The organism is Mycobacterium ahvazicum (assembly GCF_900176255.2).
GTDB classification, from domain to species: Bacteria; Actinomycetota; Actinomycetes; order Mycobacteriales; family Mycobacteriaceae; genus Mycobacterium; species Mycobacterium ahvazicum.
Map to the genome: position 1 here is coordinate 38,097 of NZ_FXEG02000003.1, position 18,876 is coordinate 56,972.

Here is an 18,876-nt window from a genome sequence, read left to right on the forward strand (position 1 = left end):
TGGTGAAGTGCTCACTAAACAATCGGTGACAATCATGCAAGTCTCCCAGCAACTGAGCGCGCACCAACGCGCTTAACTCTTCGCAATCGTGACAGCTGCTGCGCGAAAGCGATAGGCAGAACGCCGACCGGCCGCTAGTTTGTGATCGGGGCCACAGCTCGCTGCGGCCCCCGCGAAGTCGGGGAACAGCCCACCCGATCCGTCCAGGAGGTGCCATGTCGGCAAACGGTCAGGTCACCACTCTGTCGCCGTACGACCAGTTGCGCGAACGGCTCGACGACCCGGCCGTCGCGGCGGCGCTCAACAGCCTGCTCGACCACGCCGATCTGTTGGCGATCCTGCTGACCGGCCTCGACGGCTTCGTGCGTCGCGGTGACGAGATCAGTGAGACGTTGGCCTCGAGCGTCGGCGAGCTGCGCGCGGGAGCGCGCAGCGCCTCGATAGCCGGCCTGCCCGGCTTTGACGGCTTGGCATCCGGCGCAGGGTCGGTCGATCTGCCGGCGCTGGCCGCGAGCTTGTCGGAACTGGCGTCGTCGCTGGCGACTGCCGCGCCGGCGCTGACCAAGATCCTGCGGTCTCCGCTCGTCGATCCGCAGGCCGTCGATGTGCTGGCAGAGGTGGGCCAGGCCCTCGTCGTAGGGAAAGCGGCCGCCACGGCGGACCCCGGGGGACCGAAAGGCTTGTTCGGGCTGTGGCGGGTCAGCAAGGACAAAGACGTCAACCGCGGCTTGGGTTTCCTGGTACAGGTAGCGCGAGCATTCGGCAGGCGTCTCCCGCAGTAAAGCAGACTTCAGCCCACGATTCAGCAATGCGGCCGCGACCACGGCCGCCATTTCGGAAGGAGTTTCCAATGGCTTCTGTCTTATGGTTTCAAGGCGGCGCGTGTAGTGGAAACACGATGTCTTTTCTTAATGCCGAGGAGCCAAATGTCGTCGACTTGATTGTCGATTTCGGACTGGATCTCTTGTGGCATCCGTCATTGGGGCTCGAACTCGGCAAGAATGCGCAGAAGGTCTTCTGGGATTGCGCTAATGGCGAGCGACCGTTGGACATATTCGTGTTCGAGGGCACGGTCATCGAGGCGCCAAACGGCACCGGCCGCATGGACATGTTCGCGGATCGTGCGATGAAGGACTGGGTCACCGACCTCGCCGCGGCCGCGCAGATCGTCGTGGCGATCGGTGACTGTGCGTGTTTCGGCGGCATCCCGGCCATGGAGCCCAACCCGTCGGCATCAACGGGTCTGCAATTCCACAAGCGCGACAAGGGTGGATTTCTCGGTCCGGACTTCCGATCCAAGATGGGCTTGCCCGTGATCAACATTCCCGGATGCCCGGCCCATCCCGACTGGATCACGCAGATCCTCGTCGCGTTGGCCACCGGTCGAGCCGGCGACATCACCCTCGACGAACTACACCGGCCCGAGACGTTCTTCAAGACGTTCACCCAGACCGGTTGCACCCGAGTGCAATTCTTTGAGTACAAGCAATCGACGACGTCGTTCGGAGAGGGCACCCGCACCGGCTGCCTGTTCTACGAGTTCGGCTGCCGTGGCCCGATGACCCACTCACCCTGCAACCGGATCCTGTGGAACCGCCAGTCGTCGAAGACACGAGCCGGTATGCCTTGCCTGGGTTGCACCGAACCGGAATTCCCGCACTTCGATCTCGCGCCGGGGACCGTGTTCAAGACGCAGAAGGTCAGCGGCATGATCCCGAGGGAAGGGCCGGAGGGATCGGATCCCCTGACCTATAGGGCGCCCGCTGCGGCCGCCCGCACCGCCGCCCCGCAATGGCCCAAAGAAGACATGTTCGTGGTCTGACGACCGCCACACCCACAGCCCTGGTAGTGCTCCAAATCCCGGTAAGCCCTAGAGAGGATCTTTTATGACTGCGCTCGACCTCTATGTCAGCCCATTGGGCCGCGTCGAGGGAGACCTCGACGTTCGCGTCACCGTTGAGGACGGCGTCGTCACGTCGGCCTGGACCGAGGCCGCGATGTTCCGGGGCTTCGAAATCATCCTGCGCGGCAAGGATCCGCAGGCCGGCCTCATCGTGTGTCCGCGCATCTGCGGCATCTGTGGCGGCAGCCACCTCTACAAGTCGGCGTACGCGTTGGACACCGCGTGGCGAACGCACATGCCGCCCAACGCCACCCTGGTGCGCAACATCTGCCAGGCCTGCGAAACACTGCAGTCCATCCCGCGCTACTTCTACGCGCTGTTCGCGATCGACCTGACCAACAAGAACTACGGGAAGTCCAAGCTCTACGACGAAGCGGTGCGTCGGTTCGCCCCCTACGTCGGTACGAGTTATCAACCGGGCGTGGTGCTTTCGGCAAAGCCGGTCGAGGTGTACGCGATCTTCGGCGGCCAGTGGCCGCACTCGAGCTTCATGGTGCCCGGCGGGGTGATGTGCGCGCCGACCCTGTCCGACGTCACCCGCTCGATCGCGATCCTCGAGCACTGGAAGGACAATTGGCTGGAAGCGCGCTGGCTCGGGTGCACCATCGACCGCTGGCTGGAGAACAAGACCTGGGAAGACGTGCTGGCCTGGGTGGACGAGAACGAATCCCAATACAACAGCGACTGCGGCTTTTTCATCCGCTATTGCCTGGACGTCGGGCTGGACAAGTACGGCGCCGGCGTCGGCAACTACATCGCCACTGGCACCTACTTCGACCCGTCGCTGTATGAGAATCCGACCATTGACGGGCGCAATGCCGCATTGATCGGCCGCTCCGGTGTGTACGCGAAGGGTCAGTGGTACGAGTTCGACCAGGCCAACGTTCGCGAGGACGTCACGCACTCGTTTTACGAGGGCAGCCGCGCGTTGCATCCATTCGAAGGTGAGACCATTCCGATCGACCCCGAGCAGGGCCGCAAAGACGGCAAGTACAGCTGGGCCAAGTCGCCTCGGTATGCCGTAGGCAACCTGGGCAATATCCCTCTGGAAGCTGGCCCCTTGGCTCGTCGGATGGCGGCCGGTGGTCCGAATGCCGCCGCACACCAGGACAACGACCCGCTCTTCGTGGACATGTACAACAAGATCGGACCCAGCGTCATGGTCCGCCAGCTCGCACGCATGCACGAGGGCCCGAAGTACTACAAGTGGACCCGCGAGTGGCTCGACCAGCTCGACCTCAAGGAAAGCTTCTACTCCAAGCCCATTGAGCACGCCGAGGGCATGGGGTTCGGCTCCACCGAAGCCGCGCGTGGTGCGCTTTCGGACTGGATTGTGCTCGAGGACAACAAGATCAAGAACTATCAAGTGGTAACCCCCACTGCGTGGAACATCGGTCCACGAGACAGTGGACAGGTGCTCGGTCCGATCGAGAGTGCGCTGGTCGGCTCGCCGATCGTGGACCCCGAGGATCCGGTGGAACTCGGCCACGTCGCGCGCAGCTTCGACTCGTGTCTGGTGTGTACCGTGCACGCCTATGACGGCAAGACGGGTAAAGAGTTGTCCCGGTTCGTGATCAACGGGATGGTGTGACGCTGACTGCGCACGACTGCGGCTTGGGACCTGCCGACGACACGGACGACCTCGCACCCCCGGGGTGTGCGGTGTTGGTGGTCGGTTGCGGCAACCTGTTGCGCGGTGACGATGGTGTCGGACCCGTTCTGATCCGCCATCTTTGGGAACGCGGCATGCCCGAGGGCGCACGTCTGGTCGACGGCGGTACCGCGGGAATGGACGTGGCGTTCCAGATGCGCGGCGCCCAGCGGGTGGTCATCGTCGACGCCGCGGCGACGGGTTCGGCGCCGGGCACCATCTTCAAGGTGCCCGGAGCGGAGTTGGCGGACCTACCGCCACTGCAGGGCCTGCATACCCACTCGTTCCGATGGGACCACGCCATCGCGTTCGCCCGCTGGGCGCTCGGCGAGGACTGCCCGACCGACATCACCGTCTATCTCGTCGAGGTGGAAGCCGTGGAACTCGGCGCAGACCTGTCGGCACCGGTGCAGGCGGCGATGGAGCTGGTCATCGACCGAATCGAGGCCGACCATCTGGCCGCCCTCCGGCCGGCCGCCGCGCCGGAAACCGTCGTCGAATTCACCGCCGATGGCTATCTGCGACTGGATGCGGCTTTGGCGGCCAGTCGATTTCCCTCCGACGCGGTCGCCGCCGTGATCCGCGACGGCGACCTGTGGCTGATCCCGTTGCGCGGTCCGCGCAGCGGGGGACTGCTGTTGAAGCAACGCAACCCCGCGGGTGACCGATCGCTGCTCATCCGCGAAGTGCTCGCTGACCGCGCAATGTCGGGCACCGCTGGTGCATTCTGGGACGATGCAACCAAGTCGCTGCGCGTCCCGTTGCAGGGCCGGCGGGAGCCGCCGGGGTGATTCTGATGGCTGAGCGGCCGACGGACGGGGGACAGCCGGAACGCCCACCGACGGTGGTTCGCGCCGACAGCTCGGCCGACGAAGCCCTGGACGTGCAGACCGTCGTCGTCGAGGAATGCGGCCGCTGGTTCGTCGAGATCGTCGTGGTGTTCGCCGACGGTGTGGTGCGGAAGCGAATCGACGGCCACGCCACCAAGCGCCGCGCCGAGTTGTCGGCCAACCTGATCAAACGTGCCGCCGAACGCAATATCCGAGGACCGCTCAATGGGTGAACGCCATGACCAGTACCGCTGAAGCCGACCCCGCCACCACCTTGGCGGCCAGACCGCAGCCGCTCGGGGCGTTCCCGCTGCCGCTGGGGTATCTGCTGATTCCCGCGGGATCCGAGCACGACGCGGTGCGCACGGCGCTGTTGGAAGGAAACGAACCGGCCGCCTGGCCCGACGGGTTGCGGGCACTGCAGCTTGCCCATTCCGGTGATGTCGAGGCGGCGTTGGGCCGGCTGACCACCGATGATCCCGTGACCCGGTACAACCGGTTCGTGCTAGCACCCGACGGTGTCGACACCGACAAGCTGCGCGCCGACCTAGGCGAATTCGGCATCCTGGTCGACCTGGTGCTGTTCACGATCGGCGAGCGCGACACCGTGCCCGAAGTCGACGGCGCGACCGGCGAACTTGCCGCCGTGGCGTTGTCTGCACACGCCAGTCACGCTGTGGCACAAGGCGATTCAGCGGCAGCCGTCGCTTTGCTGGAGCGCGCCGCCCAGGCCGCCGCCGACGTGTCGTCGTGCCTTGAAGGTGTGCTGGTTGGGGCGGCCGGATCGATCTGCCGCGATATGGATGAGGCTTCGGCATTGGAGGCGCAGCCGCGCCTCGAACGGGCGTTGCGTCTGCTCGACGGCGCCGATGGACTGCGCGTTGCGCGGGCGGAATTGCATCTGGGCATCGCGGCGCTGATACACGAACGCGCCCAAGACAATCCGGGCCTGTTAGCCCAGGCGATAACGCATTATCACGCCGCGCTGCAGCTGGTGTTGCGCGAGGAGGCGCCGCTGCTCTGGGCGTCGGCGCACGCCAACCTGGCGACCGCGTACCTGACGATGCCGATGGTAGAAGCGTCCGGCCAGCTGCGTCTCGGGGTGGCAGCGCAATCGCTGCGTTCCGCGCTGAAGGTCTACACACCCGAGCGATACCCCGACCAGTGGGCGAGCGTCCAGCTGAATCTTGCTAATTCGCTGGTGTATACGCCATCCAAACACCAGGCCGACAACCTCGTCGAGGCGGTGGAACTGTACGAGGCCGTGCTCGCGGCCCGCGGCCGCGACACCGACCCGCTGGGCAGGGCCCGGGTGCTGGCCAACCAGGGCAACGCTCTGGCCCACCTCGGGATGTTCGACCAGGCCAAGGCCAAGCTTTACGAGGCGCGGTTCCTCTTCGAGGAGCAGCAGGACCACGATTCGGTGCGTGCGGTTCGAGGCGTCCTCGACGAAATCGCCAGGCAGAGCGCGCTATTACGTTCCGAGGACCTAACATGACGATGGTCGCGAAGGTGTCGACGCCCGGCGTCGAAGAACTGGCCAAGCGGGTCGACGACGCGGTCGCGGCGTTGGCCGATCTCGACCCGAAGGCGCGCGCCGTGGCCGAAGAACTCAAGTCCGCCCTGGAGGCCGTGCACCGGGAGGGACTGGTCACCATCGTGCGCCGGATGCGTGCGGACGATTCCGCACGTGCGGTGCTCTTCGAGCTGGTCGACGATCCGGTGGTGCATCTGCTGCTGTCGCTGCACGAGATCGTTCGGCCTGACCCGCTCACCCAGGCCGGCCGGGTGCTGGAATCGGTGCGACCCCAGCTGCAAAGCCACGGCGGCGATGTCACCCTGGTCCGGGTGCAAGACGGCACCGCCTATGTACGCCTGGACGGAGCCTGCAACGGCTGCTCCATGTCGTCGGTCACCCTGCGCAACCTCGTCGAAGACGCGTTAGTGCAGGAGGTGCCCGCGATCTCGGCCGTCGAGGTGCTGCCCAACGACCCATCGCCCACCCTGATCCCGATCGAAGCCCTCCGGATCGGTCCGGCCTCCAGCCGCGAGGGGTGGGCCAGGGTCGGTCCCGCCGCGGGACTGCTCGACGGTGCGTTGACCGCGTGCAGCCTGACAGCCGATTCCGGAGAGCGGGCCGAGGTGATCGTCGTCAGCGTCGAGCACCGGTTGTCCGCATACCGCAACGAATGTGCGCATGAGGCAATGCCGTTGGACAACGCGATCCTCGACGCGGGCAACGGCACCCTGACCTGCCCGTGGCACGGTTTCTGCTACGACGCGTCCTCGGGCGAATGCCTGAGTGCACCCGGCGCGCAACTCGAACAGCTGCCACTGCGCGTGGACAACGGAGACGTCTGGGTCCGAGTGCGCGGATGAGCCGCTACACGGTCCGGCGCAACATCACCGCGCTACCCCCGCGGGTCGACCCGGTGGCCGAACTCGACCTCACCGACGGCTGGTCGCCCGACGTCTGGCTGGGCGCACCGGCCCCCGGCGGCCTGGCGCTGCCACCGGCGAAACCGACCATGGCGTGGATGTATTCGCCACGCGGGGTGTACCTGGGGGATGAACATCTGGTGGTCGCGGACTCCGGAAACCATCGCGTTCTGCTATGGCACGGGATACCGACAAGCGATGAGCAGCCGGCCGATGTGGTACTGGGTCAGCCGGACGGCTCGACGGAAGGACGCGCGGCGGGCGGACGCGGACCCGAACGCGGAATGAACCTGCCCACCGGGGTCCTGGTGCATGACGGACGACTCATCGTCGCCGACGCGTGGCATCACCGCATTCTGATCTGGGACGAAGTACCGCGACGCAGTGACGTCGCACCCGACATCGTGCTGGGACAGCCCGACGCGTCTTCGGTGGACCCCAACGCCGGCGCCGATTGCTGGGCCGGGTCCTTTTATTGGCCGTTCGGCATCGCGGTGATCGGTGACGCGTTCTGGGTCGCCGATACCGGTAATCGACGTGTGCTCGGTTGGCGCAACGGAATTCCCGACCCCGGTCAACCCGCCGACGTGGTGCTAGGCCAGCCGAGCGCCGCACACCGGGAGGAGAACCGTGGCGAGACTGCCGGCCCCGCGAGCTTCCGCTGGCCACACGACATCGCGGGACGCGGGGATCTCCTGCTTGTCGCCGATGCCGGCAATCACCGCATACTCGGCTGGTCACCTCCGCCCGACCTCGACGGTCCCGCCGGCGTCTTGATTGGCCAGCCGGACTTCAGCAGTTCGCAGGAATGGCCATACGGTCCGCACACGGGTGACCGATTCCGGTTTCCCTATGCGATCGGTTTAGCGGGGGACCGGCTGGCGGTGGCCGATACCGCCAACAACCGAATCCTGTTGTGGGACAGCATTCCTTCCGACGGTCGCCCGGCTGATTACGTATTGGCCCAACCGCACTTCGGCGCCAACGGCGAGAACCGCTGGACGTCGGTTCAGCGTGACACCCTGTGTTGGCCGTACGGGCTGTCGCTGAGTGGGGACCGATTGGCGGTTGCGGACTCGGGAAACAATCGGGTCGTGATTTGGCGACGGCGATGAGACCGCGCATCGTCCAGACTGACGGGCAGACCGGGTTCTACTGGGTCACATCGGCGGGGATGCGCACCTCGCTTCCGCAGCTGGTGGCCGACGACGACGAGGCCGATCGGCTGGTGGCCACGCACCTGGAAGCACTCGACGACGCGTTGATCTTCGCGGCCGAGTCGTTCGGCGAAATCCTGGGCGGGGGAAGGAGTCCCGCTGATGCCGCCGAGCGCGACCTCCTGATTGAGCTGCACCGGACATTGGACCGGTTGTGTCTCGAGTACGCGGCCGCCGGCGACCTCGCCGGGGTCAAGCCCGACCTGCGCGCTGGAAAGATCATCGGAACCACCGCCCTGTTCTCCATCCGCGCCCGGCAGTCGCTCGGCCTGTTGGGACCGGCACCGCTGGACGGGCAACTGGACGAACCCACCCTCGGGGTGGTGGGCGGCTTTGGGGAGATGCGGCAAGTGGATCCCAACCGGCCGTGGCTGGGTGGCCGGTGGGTGGTGAGAACCGATACAGGACAACGATTTCCGCTCACGTTGTCGATGTTGATGTTTGACAGCTCGGGCGTGAACAAGGACGGCGCACGCCGGGAGCACCTGGATGCGCTCAGATCGGTGGTCGTGGCATCACGGGTCGCCGAGGCCGATCCGCTGGCCGTCACGTGTGCCGTCGACTGGCTGCTCTACGACTGGCTGATGGCCCACCGTGACGGACCCGACAGTGCCGAGATCGTCTTTCCCAGAGGCTACGAAGGTGAGGCCGGCGTCGTCGTGGCGGCCGCCGCCACCTCCGTGACCGCACGGGCAACCTTCGACCCGGGACTGGCCGGCCTGGGCGCGCTCCGGCGCTGAAAGGTCCTGCGAAACCACCTGGTATATCCCCCGATTCGGTGATCAACGGGCCGGCGGGAATGCGCAAGCTACAGGTGTGGATCCCCATCTTCTCATCATGGTTCTCGTAGTGGTCGCGGCAGCGGTGGTGTGCGAGGTGGCGGTCTCGCTGACCGCCACCATGGTTTCGGGCCGTGACGATCACCGCGCCAACCCGGGCGTCGACGTGGACGACGTCAAAACGCGCAGGCATTGACGAATGGCGCCGCTCATGTGGTTGGTGATTGTGTTGCCATTGGCCGGTGCGGCGATCATGCTGCTCGGCGGAAAGCGCACCGATGCCTGGGGCCACCTGCTTGGATGCGCCACCGTGCTGATGTCTTTCGGCTGGGGGCTATGGCTTTTCGCAGGCATGTTGCAGCGCGCCGCGCCGGATCGCGTACTGCACGAGACATTGTTCACCTGGGTGCCGATGGCCACGCTCAATGTCGACTTCGGTCTACAACTGGATGCTCTGAGCGTGTGTTTCGTCCTGCTGATCACCAGTGTCGGTGCGTTGATCCACCTGTATTCGATCGGCTATATGCGCGATGACCCGGCGCGACGCCGATTCTTCGGCAACCTGAACCTGTTCGTGGCGGCGATGCTGTTGTTGGTGATGGCCGACAACTATCTCGGACTCTACTTGGGCTGGGAAGGTGTCGGTTTGGCGTCGTACCTACTGATCGGATTCTGGTCGGATAGACCGGCCGCGGCGACCGCGGCCAAGAAGGCTTTTATCGTCAACCGGGTTGGTGACGTGGGGTTGGCGCTGGCGATGATGATGATGTTCGCCAACCTCGGGAACCTTTCCTATGCAGGGGTATTCGGCCAGCTGGCGTCGGCTTCACAGCACACGCTGACTCTGATCGACTTGGCCTTGCTGCTGGCGGCGTGTGGCAAGTCCGCGCAGGTTCCGTTGCAGTCGTGGCTTGGCGACGCGATGGAGGGGCCGACTCCGGTCAGTGCGTTGATCCACGCGGCGACCATGGTTACCGCCGGTGTGTATTTGATCGTACGCTCGGGTCCCGTGTTCGATGCGGCCCCCATCGCCCGTACTGCGGTGGTGATCGTCGGGGCGGTGACACTGCTATTCGGTGCGATCGTCGGCTGCGCCAAGGACGACATCAAGAAAGCCCTTGCGGCTTCGACCATGTCGCAGATCGGGTACATGGTCCTGGCCGCCGGTGTGGGACCGGCCGGTTACGCCGTGGCGATCATGCATCTGCTCACGCATGGCTTCTTCAAAGCCGGGCTTTTCTTGGGCGCCGGATCAGTGATGCACGGTATGGATGACGAGACCGATATGCGCCGTTACGGCGGACTGCGCAGGGCGATGCCGATCACCTTCGCCACCTTCGGGCTCGGTTATCTGGCCATTATCGGAGCCCCGCCCCTGGCCGGGTTCTACTCCAAGGACGCGATCATCGAAACTGCCTTCGCGGCAGGCGGTATCCGCGGTGCGCTGCTGGGCACCGCGGCGCTGCTCGGCGCCGGGTTGACGGCGTTCTACATGACCCGGGTCATGGTGATGACATTTTTCGGCCAACCTCGCTGGCGCCCGGACTCCCACCCCCATGAATCACCCGTCGTCATGACGGTACCCATGATGGTGCTGGCCCTGGGCTCACTCGGTGCCGGGGCGGCCCTTGCCGTCGGTGGAACCCTGCAACGCTGGCTGCAACCGGTGACCGACGCGAACCACTCGGCTGAGTTGGCGCCGCCCGGGCCCGGCTGGGCGCTCACGGGTATCACATTGACCATCGTCGCTCTCGGCGTCGCCGTCGGTTATCGCAGCTACGGCGCTCGCCCGGTGTCGACCGCCGCCTCGGAGTGGGTGTCGATCTTGGTCGTCGCGGCTCGCCGCGATCTGTTTGGCGACAGCGTGAACGAGGCCGCGTTCATGCGGCCCGGCCAACGCCTTTCGCGGCACCTGGTCGACGTGGAACGTCTGCGAATCGACGCCGCGGTCGAAGGCATTGCGCGCCTCGTCGGTGGTGGCTCGACACAGATCCGCAGGGCCCAGACTGGATTCGCGCGCTCGTATGCGCTGGCGATCTTCCTCGGAGCCACCATGCTGCTGTTGAGCATGGTGGTGGGGAAGCTGGCATGAGTCAGTTCCCCTTATTGAGTGCCTTGTGGCTGACGCCTCTGGTGGGAGCGTTTCTGGTCCTGTCGATGCCGGCCAACCGGCCGACGGCGGTCAAGTACGCCGCTGTCGGCGTCTCCACCGGCGTGCTGGTGATCGCCGGCACGTTGACCGTTCTCTTCGATCCGGCGGAACCCCGCTACCAGTTCGTCGAAAGCCAGCCATGGATAAGGTCTTTCGGGGCCGGATACGTCGTCGGTGTCGATGGCGTCGCCTTGGTGCTGGTGATCTTGACGACGGTGCTGATGCCGTTCCTACTGATCGCCGGGTGGAACGACGCCGAACAACCGCGCGGCTATCTGGCGCTGATACTGGTGGTCGAGTCGATGATGCTCGTCTCGCTGCTTGCGCTGGACGTCCTGCTCTTCTTCGTCTTCTTCGAAGCGATGCTGGTCCCCATGTTTTTCTTGATCGGCCGTTACGGGGGCCCGGGCGCCCCTCGTGCCGCGCTGAAGTTCCTGCTGTACAGCCTGTTTGGTGGATTGCTGATGCTGGCCGCCCTGATCGGATTGAACCTGGCGATGGGCGGAACTTTCGATTTCCGCGCCATGGTGGCCACGGTAACCTCCGGTGGCATCGCATCCAGTCCCGCGGTCATGCACCTGATCTTTCTCGGCTTCATGTTCGCCTTCGCCGTCAAGGCGCCGCTGTGGCCACTGCACACCTGGTTGCCGAGGGTAGCCACCGAAGCGTCGCCGGTGACCGCGGTGTTGATGATGGCCGTCGTCGACAAGATCGGTACCTTCGGGATGCTCCGTTACTGCCTGAAACTATTTCCCGACAGCGCAATTCAGTTTCGGCCGTTGGTTGCGACGCTCGCGGTTGTCGCGATCATCTACGGCGCTTTGGTCGCCATCGGGCAGCGCGACATCATGAGGGTGATCGCCTACACGTCGATCAGCCATTTCGGCTTCATCGTCCTGGGTCTTTTCGTCATGACGGAACAGGGTCAATCCGGCGCGACGCTGTACATGGTCAACCACGGCGTGGCGACCGCTGCATTGTTTCTGACTGCCGGATTTCTGGTGTCGCGTAAGGGCACCCGCCTTATCGCGGAGTACGGCGGAATACAGCAGGTCGCTCCGGTGCTGGCCGGAACGTTCCTGATCGCCGGCCTGGCTTCGCTGGCCTTGCCCGGGCTGGCGCCCTTCGTCAGCGAGTTTTTGGTGTTGGTCGGCACGTTTACCCGGTACCCCGCGTTTGCGGTGGTGGCCGCGACTGCGCTGGTGCTTTCCGCGATTTACGTTCTTTGGCTATACCAGCGGGTGATGACGGGCCCCAAGCGGCAAGAAGACGCTGCGCTGCGTGATTTGCGGCCACGTGAACTGGCCGTTGTCGTTCCGTTGCTGGTGCTGCTTGTCGTCCTGGGTGTGTATCCGAAACCCGCTCTGGACGTGATCAATCCGGCGGTCGCCCACACCGGGACCGATGCGGTTGCGCCACCGCCGAGGCGAGGTTAGTGCGCCGCCGACAGCTGCGCTTTGCGTAGTTCCAGCAGACGCAGCACCATCGGCGTGAAGATCAGCTGCATGGCCAGATCCATCTTGCCACCGGGGCACACGATGGTGTTCGGGCGCGACATGAACGAATCATGCAACATGGCAAGCAGATACGGAAAGTCGATGCCGTGCGGGTCGCGGAATCGGATGATCAGCATCGATTCGTCGGCGGTCGGTATCGACCGGGCGATGAAGGGGTTGGACGTGTCGACGACCGGTACCCGCTGGAAATTGACGTCGGTGTGCGAGAACTGGGTGCACATGTAGTTCAGATAGTCAGGCATGCGTCGCAGAATGGTGTCGGTCACCGCTTCCGAGGTGTACCCGCGGGTCACTTTGTCGCGGTGCAACTTCTGGATCCATTCGAGGTTGATCACCGGCACCACGCCGATCCGCAGGTCGGCATGCGCAGCGACGTCCACCTCGTCGGTGACGATCGCGCCGTGTAGCCCTTCGTAGAAGAGCATGTCGGTGTCCTCGGGAATCTCCTCCCACGGCGTGAAGGTACCCGGCTCCTGTCCATAGGGTTCGGCCTCTTGTTCGTCATGCAGGTAGCGCCGCACCTTGCCGGTACCCGTCTCGCCGTAGGTCTCGAATAGGTTTTGCAGATCGTCGAACAGGTTGGCCTCCGGACCGAAATGGCTGAACGAGTGATCGCCGCGCGCGTGTGCGTCGGCGATCGCGGCCTTCATCGCGACTCGGTCGTAGCGGTGAAAGCTGTCGCCCTCGACGAACGCGACATTGATGCCTTCGCGGCGGAAGATCTGATCGAAGGTCCGCATGACGGAGGTTGTCCCCGCCCCGGAGGATCCGGTAACCGAGATGATCGGGTGCAGACGCGACATATGTTGCCTCCAAGAATGATTGAACGATTGATTAGCCGACTACGCTGCGGTACAGGCCGCGGACGCCGTATAGCGGTGACGTGGACGGCCGTACGTAGTCCTGGCGGTGGTAGTCCTCGATCAGCTTGACCTCGTCGCACGCCCCGAATATCAGAGGCACCCGCTGATGGAGGCTTGTCGGGACGACGTCGAGGAGGCGTCGACGGCCGGTGCTGGCGGCCCCGCCCGCCTGCTCGACCAAGAACGCGATCGGGCTGGCTTCGTACAGCAGTCGAAGGCGTCCCGGCTTCTCCGGGTCCTTGGTGTCACGCGGGTACAGGAATACGCCGCCGCGGCTCAGGATTCGGTGTGTCTCCGCGACGAGCGACGCGACCCACCGCATGTTGAAGTCCTTGCCGCGTGGACCGGTCCGGCCGGCCAAGCACTCGTCGATGTATCGCTGGACCGCGGGCTCCCAGAACCGCCTGTTCGAGGCATTGATAGCGAACTCGCGCGTGGAATTCGGGATTTGGATCGACGGGCGGGTCAGGACGAATTCCCCGAGCGTGGGATCCAACGTGAAGGCGTGTACGCCGGTACCCACCGTCAGCACCAGCATGGTCGACGGACCGTAGATCGCGTAGCCGGCGCACACTTGCTGAGAGCCGGGCTGTAGGAAGTCCTCGAGCGACGGGTCCGCACCTGGACTGGCCGCGCGCAGGATCGAAAAGATACTTCCCACCGACACATTGACGTCGATATTCGACGAGCCGTCGAGCGGATCAAAGACCAGCAGGTACTTGCCGCGCGGATATTGCGCGGGCAGTAGATACGGATCGGCCAGCTCCTCGGAGGCCATTCCCGCCACCTGACCACCCCACTCGTTGGCGCGCAGGAAGTAGTCGTTGGCCAGTAAATCCAGCTTTTGCTGCTCCTCGCCCTGGACGTTCACCACATTGGCGGCACCCAAGACACCGCCGAGCTCGCCCTGCGCCACCCGGGTCGAAATGGCTTTGCAGGCAAGGGCGACGTCGAGAATCAGCGAGTTCAGTTCGCCACTGGCTTCAGGGTGGCGTCGGCGTTCCTCGATCAGGAACTTGACCAGCGTGGTGTGACGGGTGAGCATGCGCGGGAACCTCCGGCGGGCAGCAGGATACCTACCCATGGTCGGACCGGCGAGACGTTCGTTCATCCCCCGGTCGGGTGGTCAGGCGGGGGCACGCGGGCGCCGACCCGTCACGATGGCCGGATTTACCGGCGGTGAAAGCTGAGACTTGCCGGGTCGTCGTGATGGATCCCGCGCAGGTCCGCAGCGATGTACGTTGGCTGGTGTGCCGGCTGCGCACACGCCGCGTCGGCTGCGCTACTCACCCCGCTTAGCACCAACAGGCTGGGCAGCCCGGCCGAGTTCGCACCGGCTATGTCGGTGTCGAGCCGGTCTCCGACCATCAACGGCCGCTGAAAGTCGCCGCGAGACAGCGCTTCCCGGAAGATGAAGCCGTGTGGCTTGCCGACTACTCGCGGTTCGGCGCCGGTTGCCGCACGCAGCGCCGCCACCAGAGAACCGTTTCCGGGCACCAGGCCACGCTCGGTCGGCAGGGTGAGATCGGGGTTGGTTGCAATCCACGGTGTCCCGGCGCCAATCGCCAGGGCCGCCTCGGCCAGATCACGCCAACCGATGTCCGGGGCGAATCCCTGGACCACCGCATCCGGGCCGTCGGCCCACCGCCGGATGGGCTGCAGGCCAACCTCGTTGACGTCGGCTGCCAGTGCGTCCGAGCCGATGACCAGCACCCGCGAGCCCGGGGTCAACTCGGCACCCAGCAGAAGTGCCGCGCACCGGCCGCTGGTGACTACGTCGTGCGGACTCGCGTCAAAGCCCAACTCGCACAGGTGTCGTGCGACCTCGGCTGCGCTGCGTGACGCGTTGTTCGTCAAGAAAAGGTTGCGGGTGGTGGTCCGCGAAAGTGCTTCAGCGACGCCGTCGATTGCGCGTGCTCCGCGAAACAGCGTGCCGTCCAGGTCGAGTAATAAGCAGTCGTGCGACGTTGCGAGCGAGACCACGGACGTCACCGCTGGTGCGGCGGCGTGCCGACCAGTGTGACCAGGTCAACGAGTCGGTTGGCGTATCCCCGCTCGTTGTCATACCACGACACGATCTTGGCCTGGTTGTCGATCACCTTGGTCTTTCTGCAGATTCGGCCACGCCGACAGGCGCAGCCGGGGGTTGGCGATACCCTACGGTCGGCCTTAGCCTGGTCATCACCCCTGAATGGGGGAGACGAAAGAGTAACTGCTGGAAAGGATGTCGCCCGCCGCCCAGCACGTGCGGACGCGGATACCCGGCGAATCTAGGGCGTGCTGTCCGAAGGGGCGGTCCATTTCTCTTCGATGCGGCCATAGCGCCACACGAGCAGCGCCAGCGCCCAGGTGGCGACGAAGAGTGCGACCACGACGAACCCGGCGGTGTTGAGGTCGAGGCCGGTGAGCCAGTCCCAGACTGGGCCCCGCCATCCCAGTTGTTCGGTGAACAGGTTGAGCAGTTCGATGCTGCCGATCACCCACGCGACGACGACGGACAGACCTGTGATCGTGATGTTGTAGTAGATCTTGCGTACCGGGTTGGAAAACGCCCAGCCGTAGGCGAAGTTCATGAACGAGCCGTCGATGGTGTCCAGCAGGCACATGCCCGCGGCGAACAACACCGGCAAACACAGGATCGCGTACCAGGGCAGCCCGGCGGCGGCGCTGGTGCCGGCCAGCACCAGCAGGGCGACCTCGGTGGCGGTGTCGAAACCGAGGCCGAACAGCAGGCCGATCGGGTACATGTGCCAGGACTTGGTGATCGAACGGGTTAGTCTGCCCAGGAAGCGGTTGAGAAATCCGCGGTGCTCCAGTTGCCGTTCCAGTTCGGCGGCATCGGTGCGCGGGTCGTATTGGCCGCGGCGCAATCGCAGGAAGACCCGCAGGATTCCGACCAGCACAATGGCGTTGAGGATGGCGATCAGGTAGAGGAACACCCCCGAGACGCTGGTGCCGATCAGTCCGGTGTAGTGATGCAGCGCCGAGGAGTCGTCCTGGACCGGCCCGACGATCGCCTTGGTCCCGATGGCCAGCAGCATCGCCAGCGTGAACACCACGGTGGAGTGGCCCAGTGAAAAGAAGAACCCGACGGCCAGGGGGCGCTGGCCGTCGCTCATCAGCTTGCGGGTGGTGTTGTCGATGGCGGCGATGTGGTCGGCGTCGAAGGCGTGCCGCAGACCCAGCGCGTAGGCGGTCAGCCCGACGCCGATGCCAAAGGCCTTGCCGCCCGGGCTTAGTCGTGCCGGCTCAACGATCAGCAGCAGGGTGGACCAGCCGACGAGATGCAGCGCCACGATCACGGCGACCATGGCTGAAACGCGCCGCCACTCCTGCGGCGTTAATGCGCTCTGCCATCCAAAGCGCAGTGAGCGTTTCCGTTCACCGACACCATCTACCACGAAGCGGCTCCTTTGGCGCGGCTTGCAACCCCATGCAAAAGTAGTGCCGACGATGAATTAGTTGCAAGTGATTCGCAGGACATTCCCGCGTAAGTTTGCGACCGACAGTCAACCGTTTCACACATCGACCCGCTCGGTGCGCTCACCCCGTGCATCCACCCGATGGGTGACGCCTCACGGCCGCCGTCGTCGCTACCGTTGCCCCGGTGGAACCGGAACTGATCCGGGGCAGGAGTGTGGTCATGCCGGACCGGCGGCTGGTGGGTCCGCTCGAACGCTGCGTGATGGAGCGGCTGTGGAGCGATCCGGGGCCCAAGACCGTACGTGAGATACACCTCGCGGTTTCTATGAGACGCAATCTCGCGTACACCACGGTGATGACGGTCCTGCGCCGACTCGCAGCTAAAGGCCTCGTCGTCCAATACCGCAACGATCGTGCCTACCGATACAGTGCGGCGCAGGGCCTCGACGAGTTGGTCGCCGAGTTGATGCTCGGTGCGCTGGCCGAGATCGCCGATTCAACGGGCCGCCGCGCCGCGTTGTCTCACTTCGTCGATAGCGTCGGAGCAGACAACGTGCGCCTGCTTGCGCAGGCGCTCGAAAGGCTGGAGACCGAGTCCAAGTTCGGCGCGGCTGAGTCAGCTACGCAAACTCGAAGCGAGTGAGTGACCGCAGGTTAGTGCCCGGCGGCGGTCAGCTGGTGATCCGCCTCGAGCAGCATCCAGGCGCTCAGCTGTATCGAGAGATCGCGGCTGGGGTTCGGCGGGGATGCGTGCGCCGAGTCCGCGAACTGGGTGAAGCTTTCCAGACCCGCCGGCGCGGTGACCGGGCGGTTCCAATGCGCACCGAACAGTGGCAGCCCGTCCACTTCGGCGCGGTTGTCCCAGGCGGCCCGCGCCGAGGCGTGCACGAGCTGCGCGGCGACGCTGTCACCCAGAGCCAGCGCGGTCTGAGCGAGATACCGGGCGAGAATGCCCATGAACAGCCCGGAGTCGTTGCCGGCGCACCCGGCGATCACACTCCCGTCGGCGAGCCTGTTGGAGGTACCGGCGACCAGCGCCGCCGCGCGGTCGCGATGGCTCGGATCGTTTGTGCGCAGCGCCAATTCGGTCTCCAGCCCGATGGCCACGCCCTGACAGTAGGTCAGCAGCGAGCGGTCCATCCGCCCGCTGGGTTCGTGCACGCCGTCGAAGATCAGACCGCTTTCGCTGTCGCGCAGCCGGGTGTGCAGATAGTCGGCGAGTCGTTCGGCGCGGGACAAATTACCCAGGCGCGCCATCGCAATGCCGGTCGGACCAACCCCGGAGGTGCTGTAGTAGTCGTGGCCGATCTTCCACGGCACTGCGCCGACGGCCGGGTTCCAGCCATTGAGCAGGGCGGTCCGCAGCTTCGGAACCGCGTCGCCGAACCGGACGCCGAGCAGCCTGTCGGCGCGTTCGAGCGCGAGCACCAGCCACGACATGTCGTCGCAATACGAATTGGTCCAGCTGGCCAAATTGCGGGTGTGAATGCCGCGCGCGATGGCGCCGATGCGGTCGATGCGTTCGGGGGTGCGTGCGCGGTACGCGGCATCCACGGCGCAGTCCAGCAAGTGCGCCTGCCACCAGTAACACCAACGGAACAACAACAATTGGTCGAACACGGACGACGGCCAGTGCAGCGTGCCCAGTTGCATCCCCGACTGCCACCAGAGCGTGTGCACGTGTCGTTCCATCACCGCCCGCTCCGCCAGGTCCGCGCGCTCCGCGGGTCCCACCGGGCCGGGGGACGACTTCTGCATGATCGCCGACGCTTGTGTCGGCTGGTTCACCGCGGTCAGCGCGATGGCACCCGCGACCGCGAAAAGCAGTCCGCGTCGGCTGATCCCGCTGTTCGGGCGATCCATCCGCTCGAGCTCCCCTTTACTGAACAACGATCGGCGGCCGGAAACCGTGCAGCCGAATTTTATTCTGACATCGACGAAACCCTGAAGGACCAGAAAACCGGGCGCGTCCGTCCATCGACTCGGCGACCGGCAGTTCAGGACGACGCACGCGGCAACCTTAAGCGGACCGGTACAAACGGTGGCCCCGTTGGACAGCCTGTTAACAGGCCGTTTCTGATGGGTGAAAGGGGTTCCCCCCT

The 18,876-nt window shown here is 65.1% G+C and carries 17 protein-coding genes and 2 pseudogenes; 13 read left to right on the forward strand and 6 right to left on the reverse strand.

Features of this window, described 5'->3' with window-relative positions; all coding sequences use genetic code 11:
- Nucleotides 1–215 precede the first annotated feature (215 nt).
- The 12 genes from MAAFP003_RS12835 to MAAFP003_RS12885 all read left to right on the forward strand — a co-directional run bounded on the left by MAAFP003_RS12835 (nt 216) and on the right by MAAFP003_RS12885 (nt 12,407).
- On the forward strand, nt 216–782 hold the full coding sequence (locus MAAFP003_RS12835; protein ID WP_096287456.1) for a DUF1641 domain-containing protein: 567 nt from the start codon (nt 216–218) through the stop codon (nt 780–782).
- 68 nt (nt 783–850) lie between these two features.
- A complete protein-coding gene (locus MAAFP003_RS12840) occupies nt 851–1,822 on the forward strand; it encodes an NADH-quinone oxidoreductase subunit B family protein (protein WP_096287458.1) in 972 nt (323 codons plus the stop codon).
- Between the two features lie 64 nt (nt 1,823–1,886).
- Entirely contained in the window at nt 1,887–3,494 is a 1,608-nt protein-coding gene (locus MAAFP003_RS12845; protein ID WP_096287460.1) for a nickel-dependent hydrogenase large subunit, read from the forward strand.
- Between the two features lie 77 nt (nt 3,495–3,571).
- Nucleotides 3,572–4,345, forward strand: coding sequence for a hydrogenase maturation protease (locus tag MAAFP003_RS12850; RefSeq protein WP_096291100.1), 774 nt, complete (start codon nt 3,572–3,574; stop codon nt 4,343–4,345).
- Nucleotides 4,346–4,350: 5 nt separating this feature from the next.
- Nucleotides 4,351–4,617, forward strand: a complete 267-nt coding sequence (locus tag MAAFP003_RS12855) for a hypothetical protein (RefSeq protein ID WP_096291102.1) — start codon at nt 4,351–4,353, stop codon at nt 4,615–4,617.
- A gap of 5 nt (nt 4,618–4,622) precedes the next feature.
- Complete coding sequence (locus tag MAAFP003_RS12860; RefSeq protein ID WP_096291101.1) at nt 4,623–5,882, forward strand: tetratricopeptide repeat protein; 1,260 nt, start codon at nt 4,623–4,625, stop codon at nt 5,880–5,882.
- Nucleotides 5,883–5,884: 2 nt separating this feature from the next.
- Nucleotides 5,885–6,763 carry a NifU family protein gene (locus MAAFP003_RS12865; protein WP_096287462.1) on the forward strand — a complete coding sequence of 293 codons (879 nt, stop codon included), beginning with the start codon at nt 5,885–5,887 and terminating at the stop codon, nt 6,761–6,763.
- Complete coding sequence (locus MAAFP003_RS12870) at nt 6,760–7,938, forward strand: NHL repeat-containing protein (RefSeq protein WP_096287464.1); 1,179 nt, start codon at nt 6,760–6,762, stop codon at nt 7,936–7,938. The genes MAAFP003_RS12865 and MAAFP003_RS12870 overlap by 4 nt, the downstream gene beginning before the upstream one ends.
- Nucleotides 7,935–8,780, forward strand: coding sequence for a hypothetical protein (locus MAAFP003_RS12875; RefSeq protein WP_096291103.1), 846 nt, complete (start codon nt 7,935–7,937; stop codon nt 8,778–8,780). The genes MAAFP003_RS12870 and MAAFP003_RS12875 overlap by 4 nt, the downstream gene beginning before the upstream one ends.
- Before the next feature lie 76 nt (nt 8,781–8,856).
- A complete protein-coding gene (locus MAAFP003_RS29155) occupies nt 8,857–9,015 on the forward strand; it encodes a hypothetical protein (protein WP_165796398.1) in 159 nt (52 codons plus the stop codon).
- A 3-nt stretch (nt 9,016–9,018) separates the two neighbouring features.
- Nucleotides 9,019–10,911, forward strand: a complete 1,893-nt coding sequence (gene nuoL / locus MAAFP003_RS12880) for an NADH-quinone oxidoreductase subunit L (RefSeq protein WP_096287466.1) — start codon at nt 9,019–9,021, stop codon at nt 10,909–10,911.
- A complete protein-coding gene (locus MAAFP003_RS12885; protein WP_096287468.1) occupies nt 10,908–12,407 on the forward strand; it encodes an NADH-quinone oxidoreductase subunit M in 1,500 nt (499 codons plus the stop codon). Before nuoL ends, MAAFP003_RS12885 begins: the two co-directional genes overlap by 4 nt.
- Here MAAFP003_RS12885 and MAAFP003_RS12890 read toward each other — a convergent pair.
- The 5 genes and pseudogenes from MAAFP003_RS12890 to nicT all read right to left on the reverse strand — a co-directional run bounded on the left by MAAFP003_RS12890 (nt 12,404) and on the right by nicT (nt 16,752).
- Complete coding sequence (locus MAAFP003_RS12890) at nt 12,404–13,291, reverse strand: phosphoribulokinase (RefSeq protein ID WP_096287470.1); 888 nt, start codon at nt 13,289–13,291, stop codon at nt 12,404–12,406. The genes MAAFP003_RS12885 and MAAFP003_RS12890 overlap by 4 nt on opposite strands.
- A gap of 31 nt (nt 13,292–13,322) precedes the next feature.
- Nucleotides 13,323–14,396: a class 1 fructose-bisphosphatase gene (locus tag MAAFP003_RS12895; protein ID WP_096287472.1), complete on the reverse strand. Its 1,074-nt coding sequence runs from the start codon at nt 14,394–14,396 to the stop codon at nt 13,323–13,325.
- 158 nt (nt 14,397–14,554) lie between these two features.
- Nucleotides 14,555–15,334: pseudogene (locus MAAFP003_RS12900) on the reverse strand (HAD-IIA family hydrolase); the annotation flags it as partial.
- Between the two features lie 5 nt (nt 15,335–15,339).
- Nucleotides 15,340–15,456: pseudogene (locus tag MAAFP003_RS29600) on the reverse strand (hypothetical protein); the annotation flags it as partial.
- A gap of 165 nt (nt 15,457–15,621) precedes the next feature.
- Nucleotides 15,622–16,752 (reverse strand): Nickel transporter NicT, encoded by a 1,131-nt coding sequence (gene nicT, locus MAAFP003_RS12905; RefSeq protein ID WP_243394008.1) that lies wholly within the window; start codon nt 16,750–16,752, stop codon nt 15,622–15,624.
- A gap of 242 nt (nt 16,753–16,994) precedes the next feature.
- Here nicT and MAAFP003_RS12910 point away from each other — a divergent pair, with 242 nt between their 5' ends.
- The gene (locus tag MAAFP003_RS12910) at nt 16,995–17,417 is read left to right on the forward strand and encodes a BlaI/MecI/CopY family transcriptional regulator (RefSeq protein WP_096291105.1); all 423 of its coding nucleotides are present in this window, start codon (nt 16,995–16,997) and stop codon (nt 17,415–17,417) included.
- Nucleotides 17,418–17,428: 11 nt separating this feature from the next.
- Here the strand turns inward: MAAFP003_RS12910 and MAAFP003_RS12915 are convergent, their stop codons facing one another.
- Nucleotides 17,429–18,637 (reverse strand): glycoside hydrolase family 76 protein, encoded by a 1,209-nt coding sequence (locus tag MAAFP003_RS12915; RefSeq protein WP_096287476.1) that lies wholly within the window; start codon nt 18,635–18,637, stop codon nt 17,429–17,431.
- Nucleotides 18,638–18,876: the final 239 nt, after the last annotated feature.

Excerpts from the sequence above, each read along its gene's own strand:
- MAAFP003_RS12835 (WP_096287456.1), top strand. The coding sequence starts at position 216 with ATGTCGGCAAACGGTCAGGTCACCACTCTGTCGCCGTACGACCAGTTG.
- MAAFP003_RS12860 (WP_096291101.1), top strand. The coding sequence starts at position 4,623 with ATGACCAGTACCGCTGAAGCCGACCCCGCCACCACCTTGGCGGCCAGA.
- MAAFP003_RS12865 (WP_096287462.1), top strand. The coding sequence starts at position 5,885 with ATGGTCGCGAAGGTGTCGACGCCCGGCGTCGAAGAACTGGCCAAGCGG.
- MAAFP003_RS12910 (WP_096291105.1), top strand. The coding sequence starts at position 16,995 with ATGCCGGACCGGCGGCTGGTGGGTCCGCTCGAACGCTGCGTGATGGAG.
- MAAFP003_RS12875 (WP_096291103.1), top strand. The coding sequence starts at position 7,935 with ATGAGACCGCGCATCGTCCAGACTGACGGGCAGACCGGGTTCTACTGG.
- nuoL (WP_096287466.1), top strand. The coding sequence starts at position 9,019 with ATGGCGCCGCTCATGTGGTTGGTGATTGTGTTGCCATTGGCCGGTGCG.
- MAAFP003_RS12895 (WP_096287472.1), bottom strand. The coding sequence starts at position 14,396 with ATGCTCACCCGTCACACCACGCTGGTCAAGTTCCTGATCGAGGAACGC.
- MAAFP003_RS12915 (WP_096287476.1), bottom strand. The coding sequence starts at position 18,637 with ATGGATCGCCCGAACAGCGGGATCAGCCGACGCGGACTGCTTTTCGCG.
- MAAFP003_RS12845 (WP_096287460.1), top strand. The coding sequence starts at position 1,887 with ATGACTGCGCTCGACCTCTATGTCAGCCCATTGGGCCGCGTCGAGGGA.
- MAAFP003_RS12890 (WP_096287470.1), bottom strand. The coding sequence starts at position 13,291 with ATGTCGCGTCTGCACCCGATCATCTCGGTTACCGGATCCTCCGGGGCG.
- MAAFP003_RS12855 (WP_096291102.1), top strand. The coding sequence starts at position 4,351 with ATGGCTGAGCGGCCGACGGACGGGGGACAGCCGGAACGCCCACCGACG.
- MAAFP003_RS12870 (WP_096287464.1), top strand. The coding sequence starts at position 6,760 with ATGAGCCGCTACACGGTCCGGCGCAACATCACCGCGCTACCCCCGCGG.
- MAAFP003_RS12885 (WP_096287468.1), top strand. The coding sequence starts at position 10,908 with ATGAGTCAGTTCCCCTTATTGAGTGCCTTGTGGCTGACGCCTCTGGTG.
- MAAFP003_RS12840 (WP_096287458.1), top strand. The coding sequence starts at position 851 with ATGGCTTCTGTCTTATGGTTTCAAGGCGGCGCGTGTAGTGGAAACACG.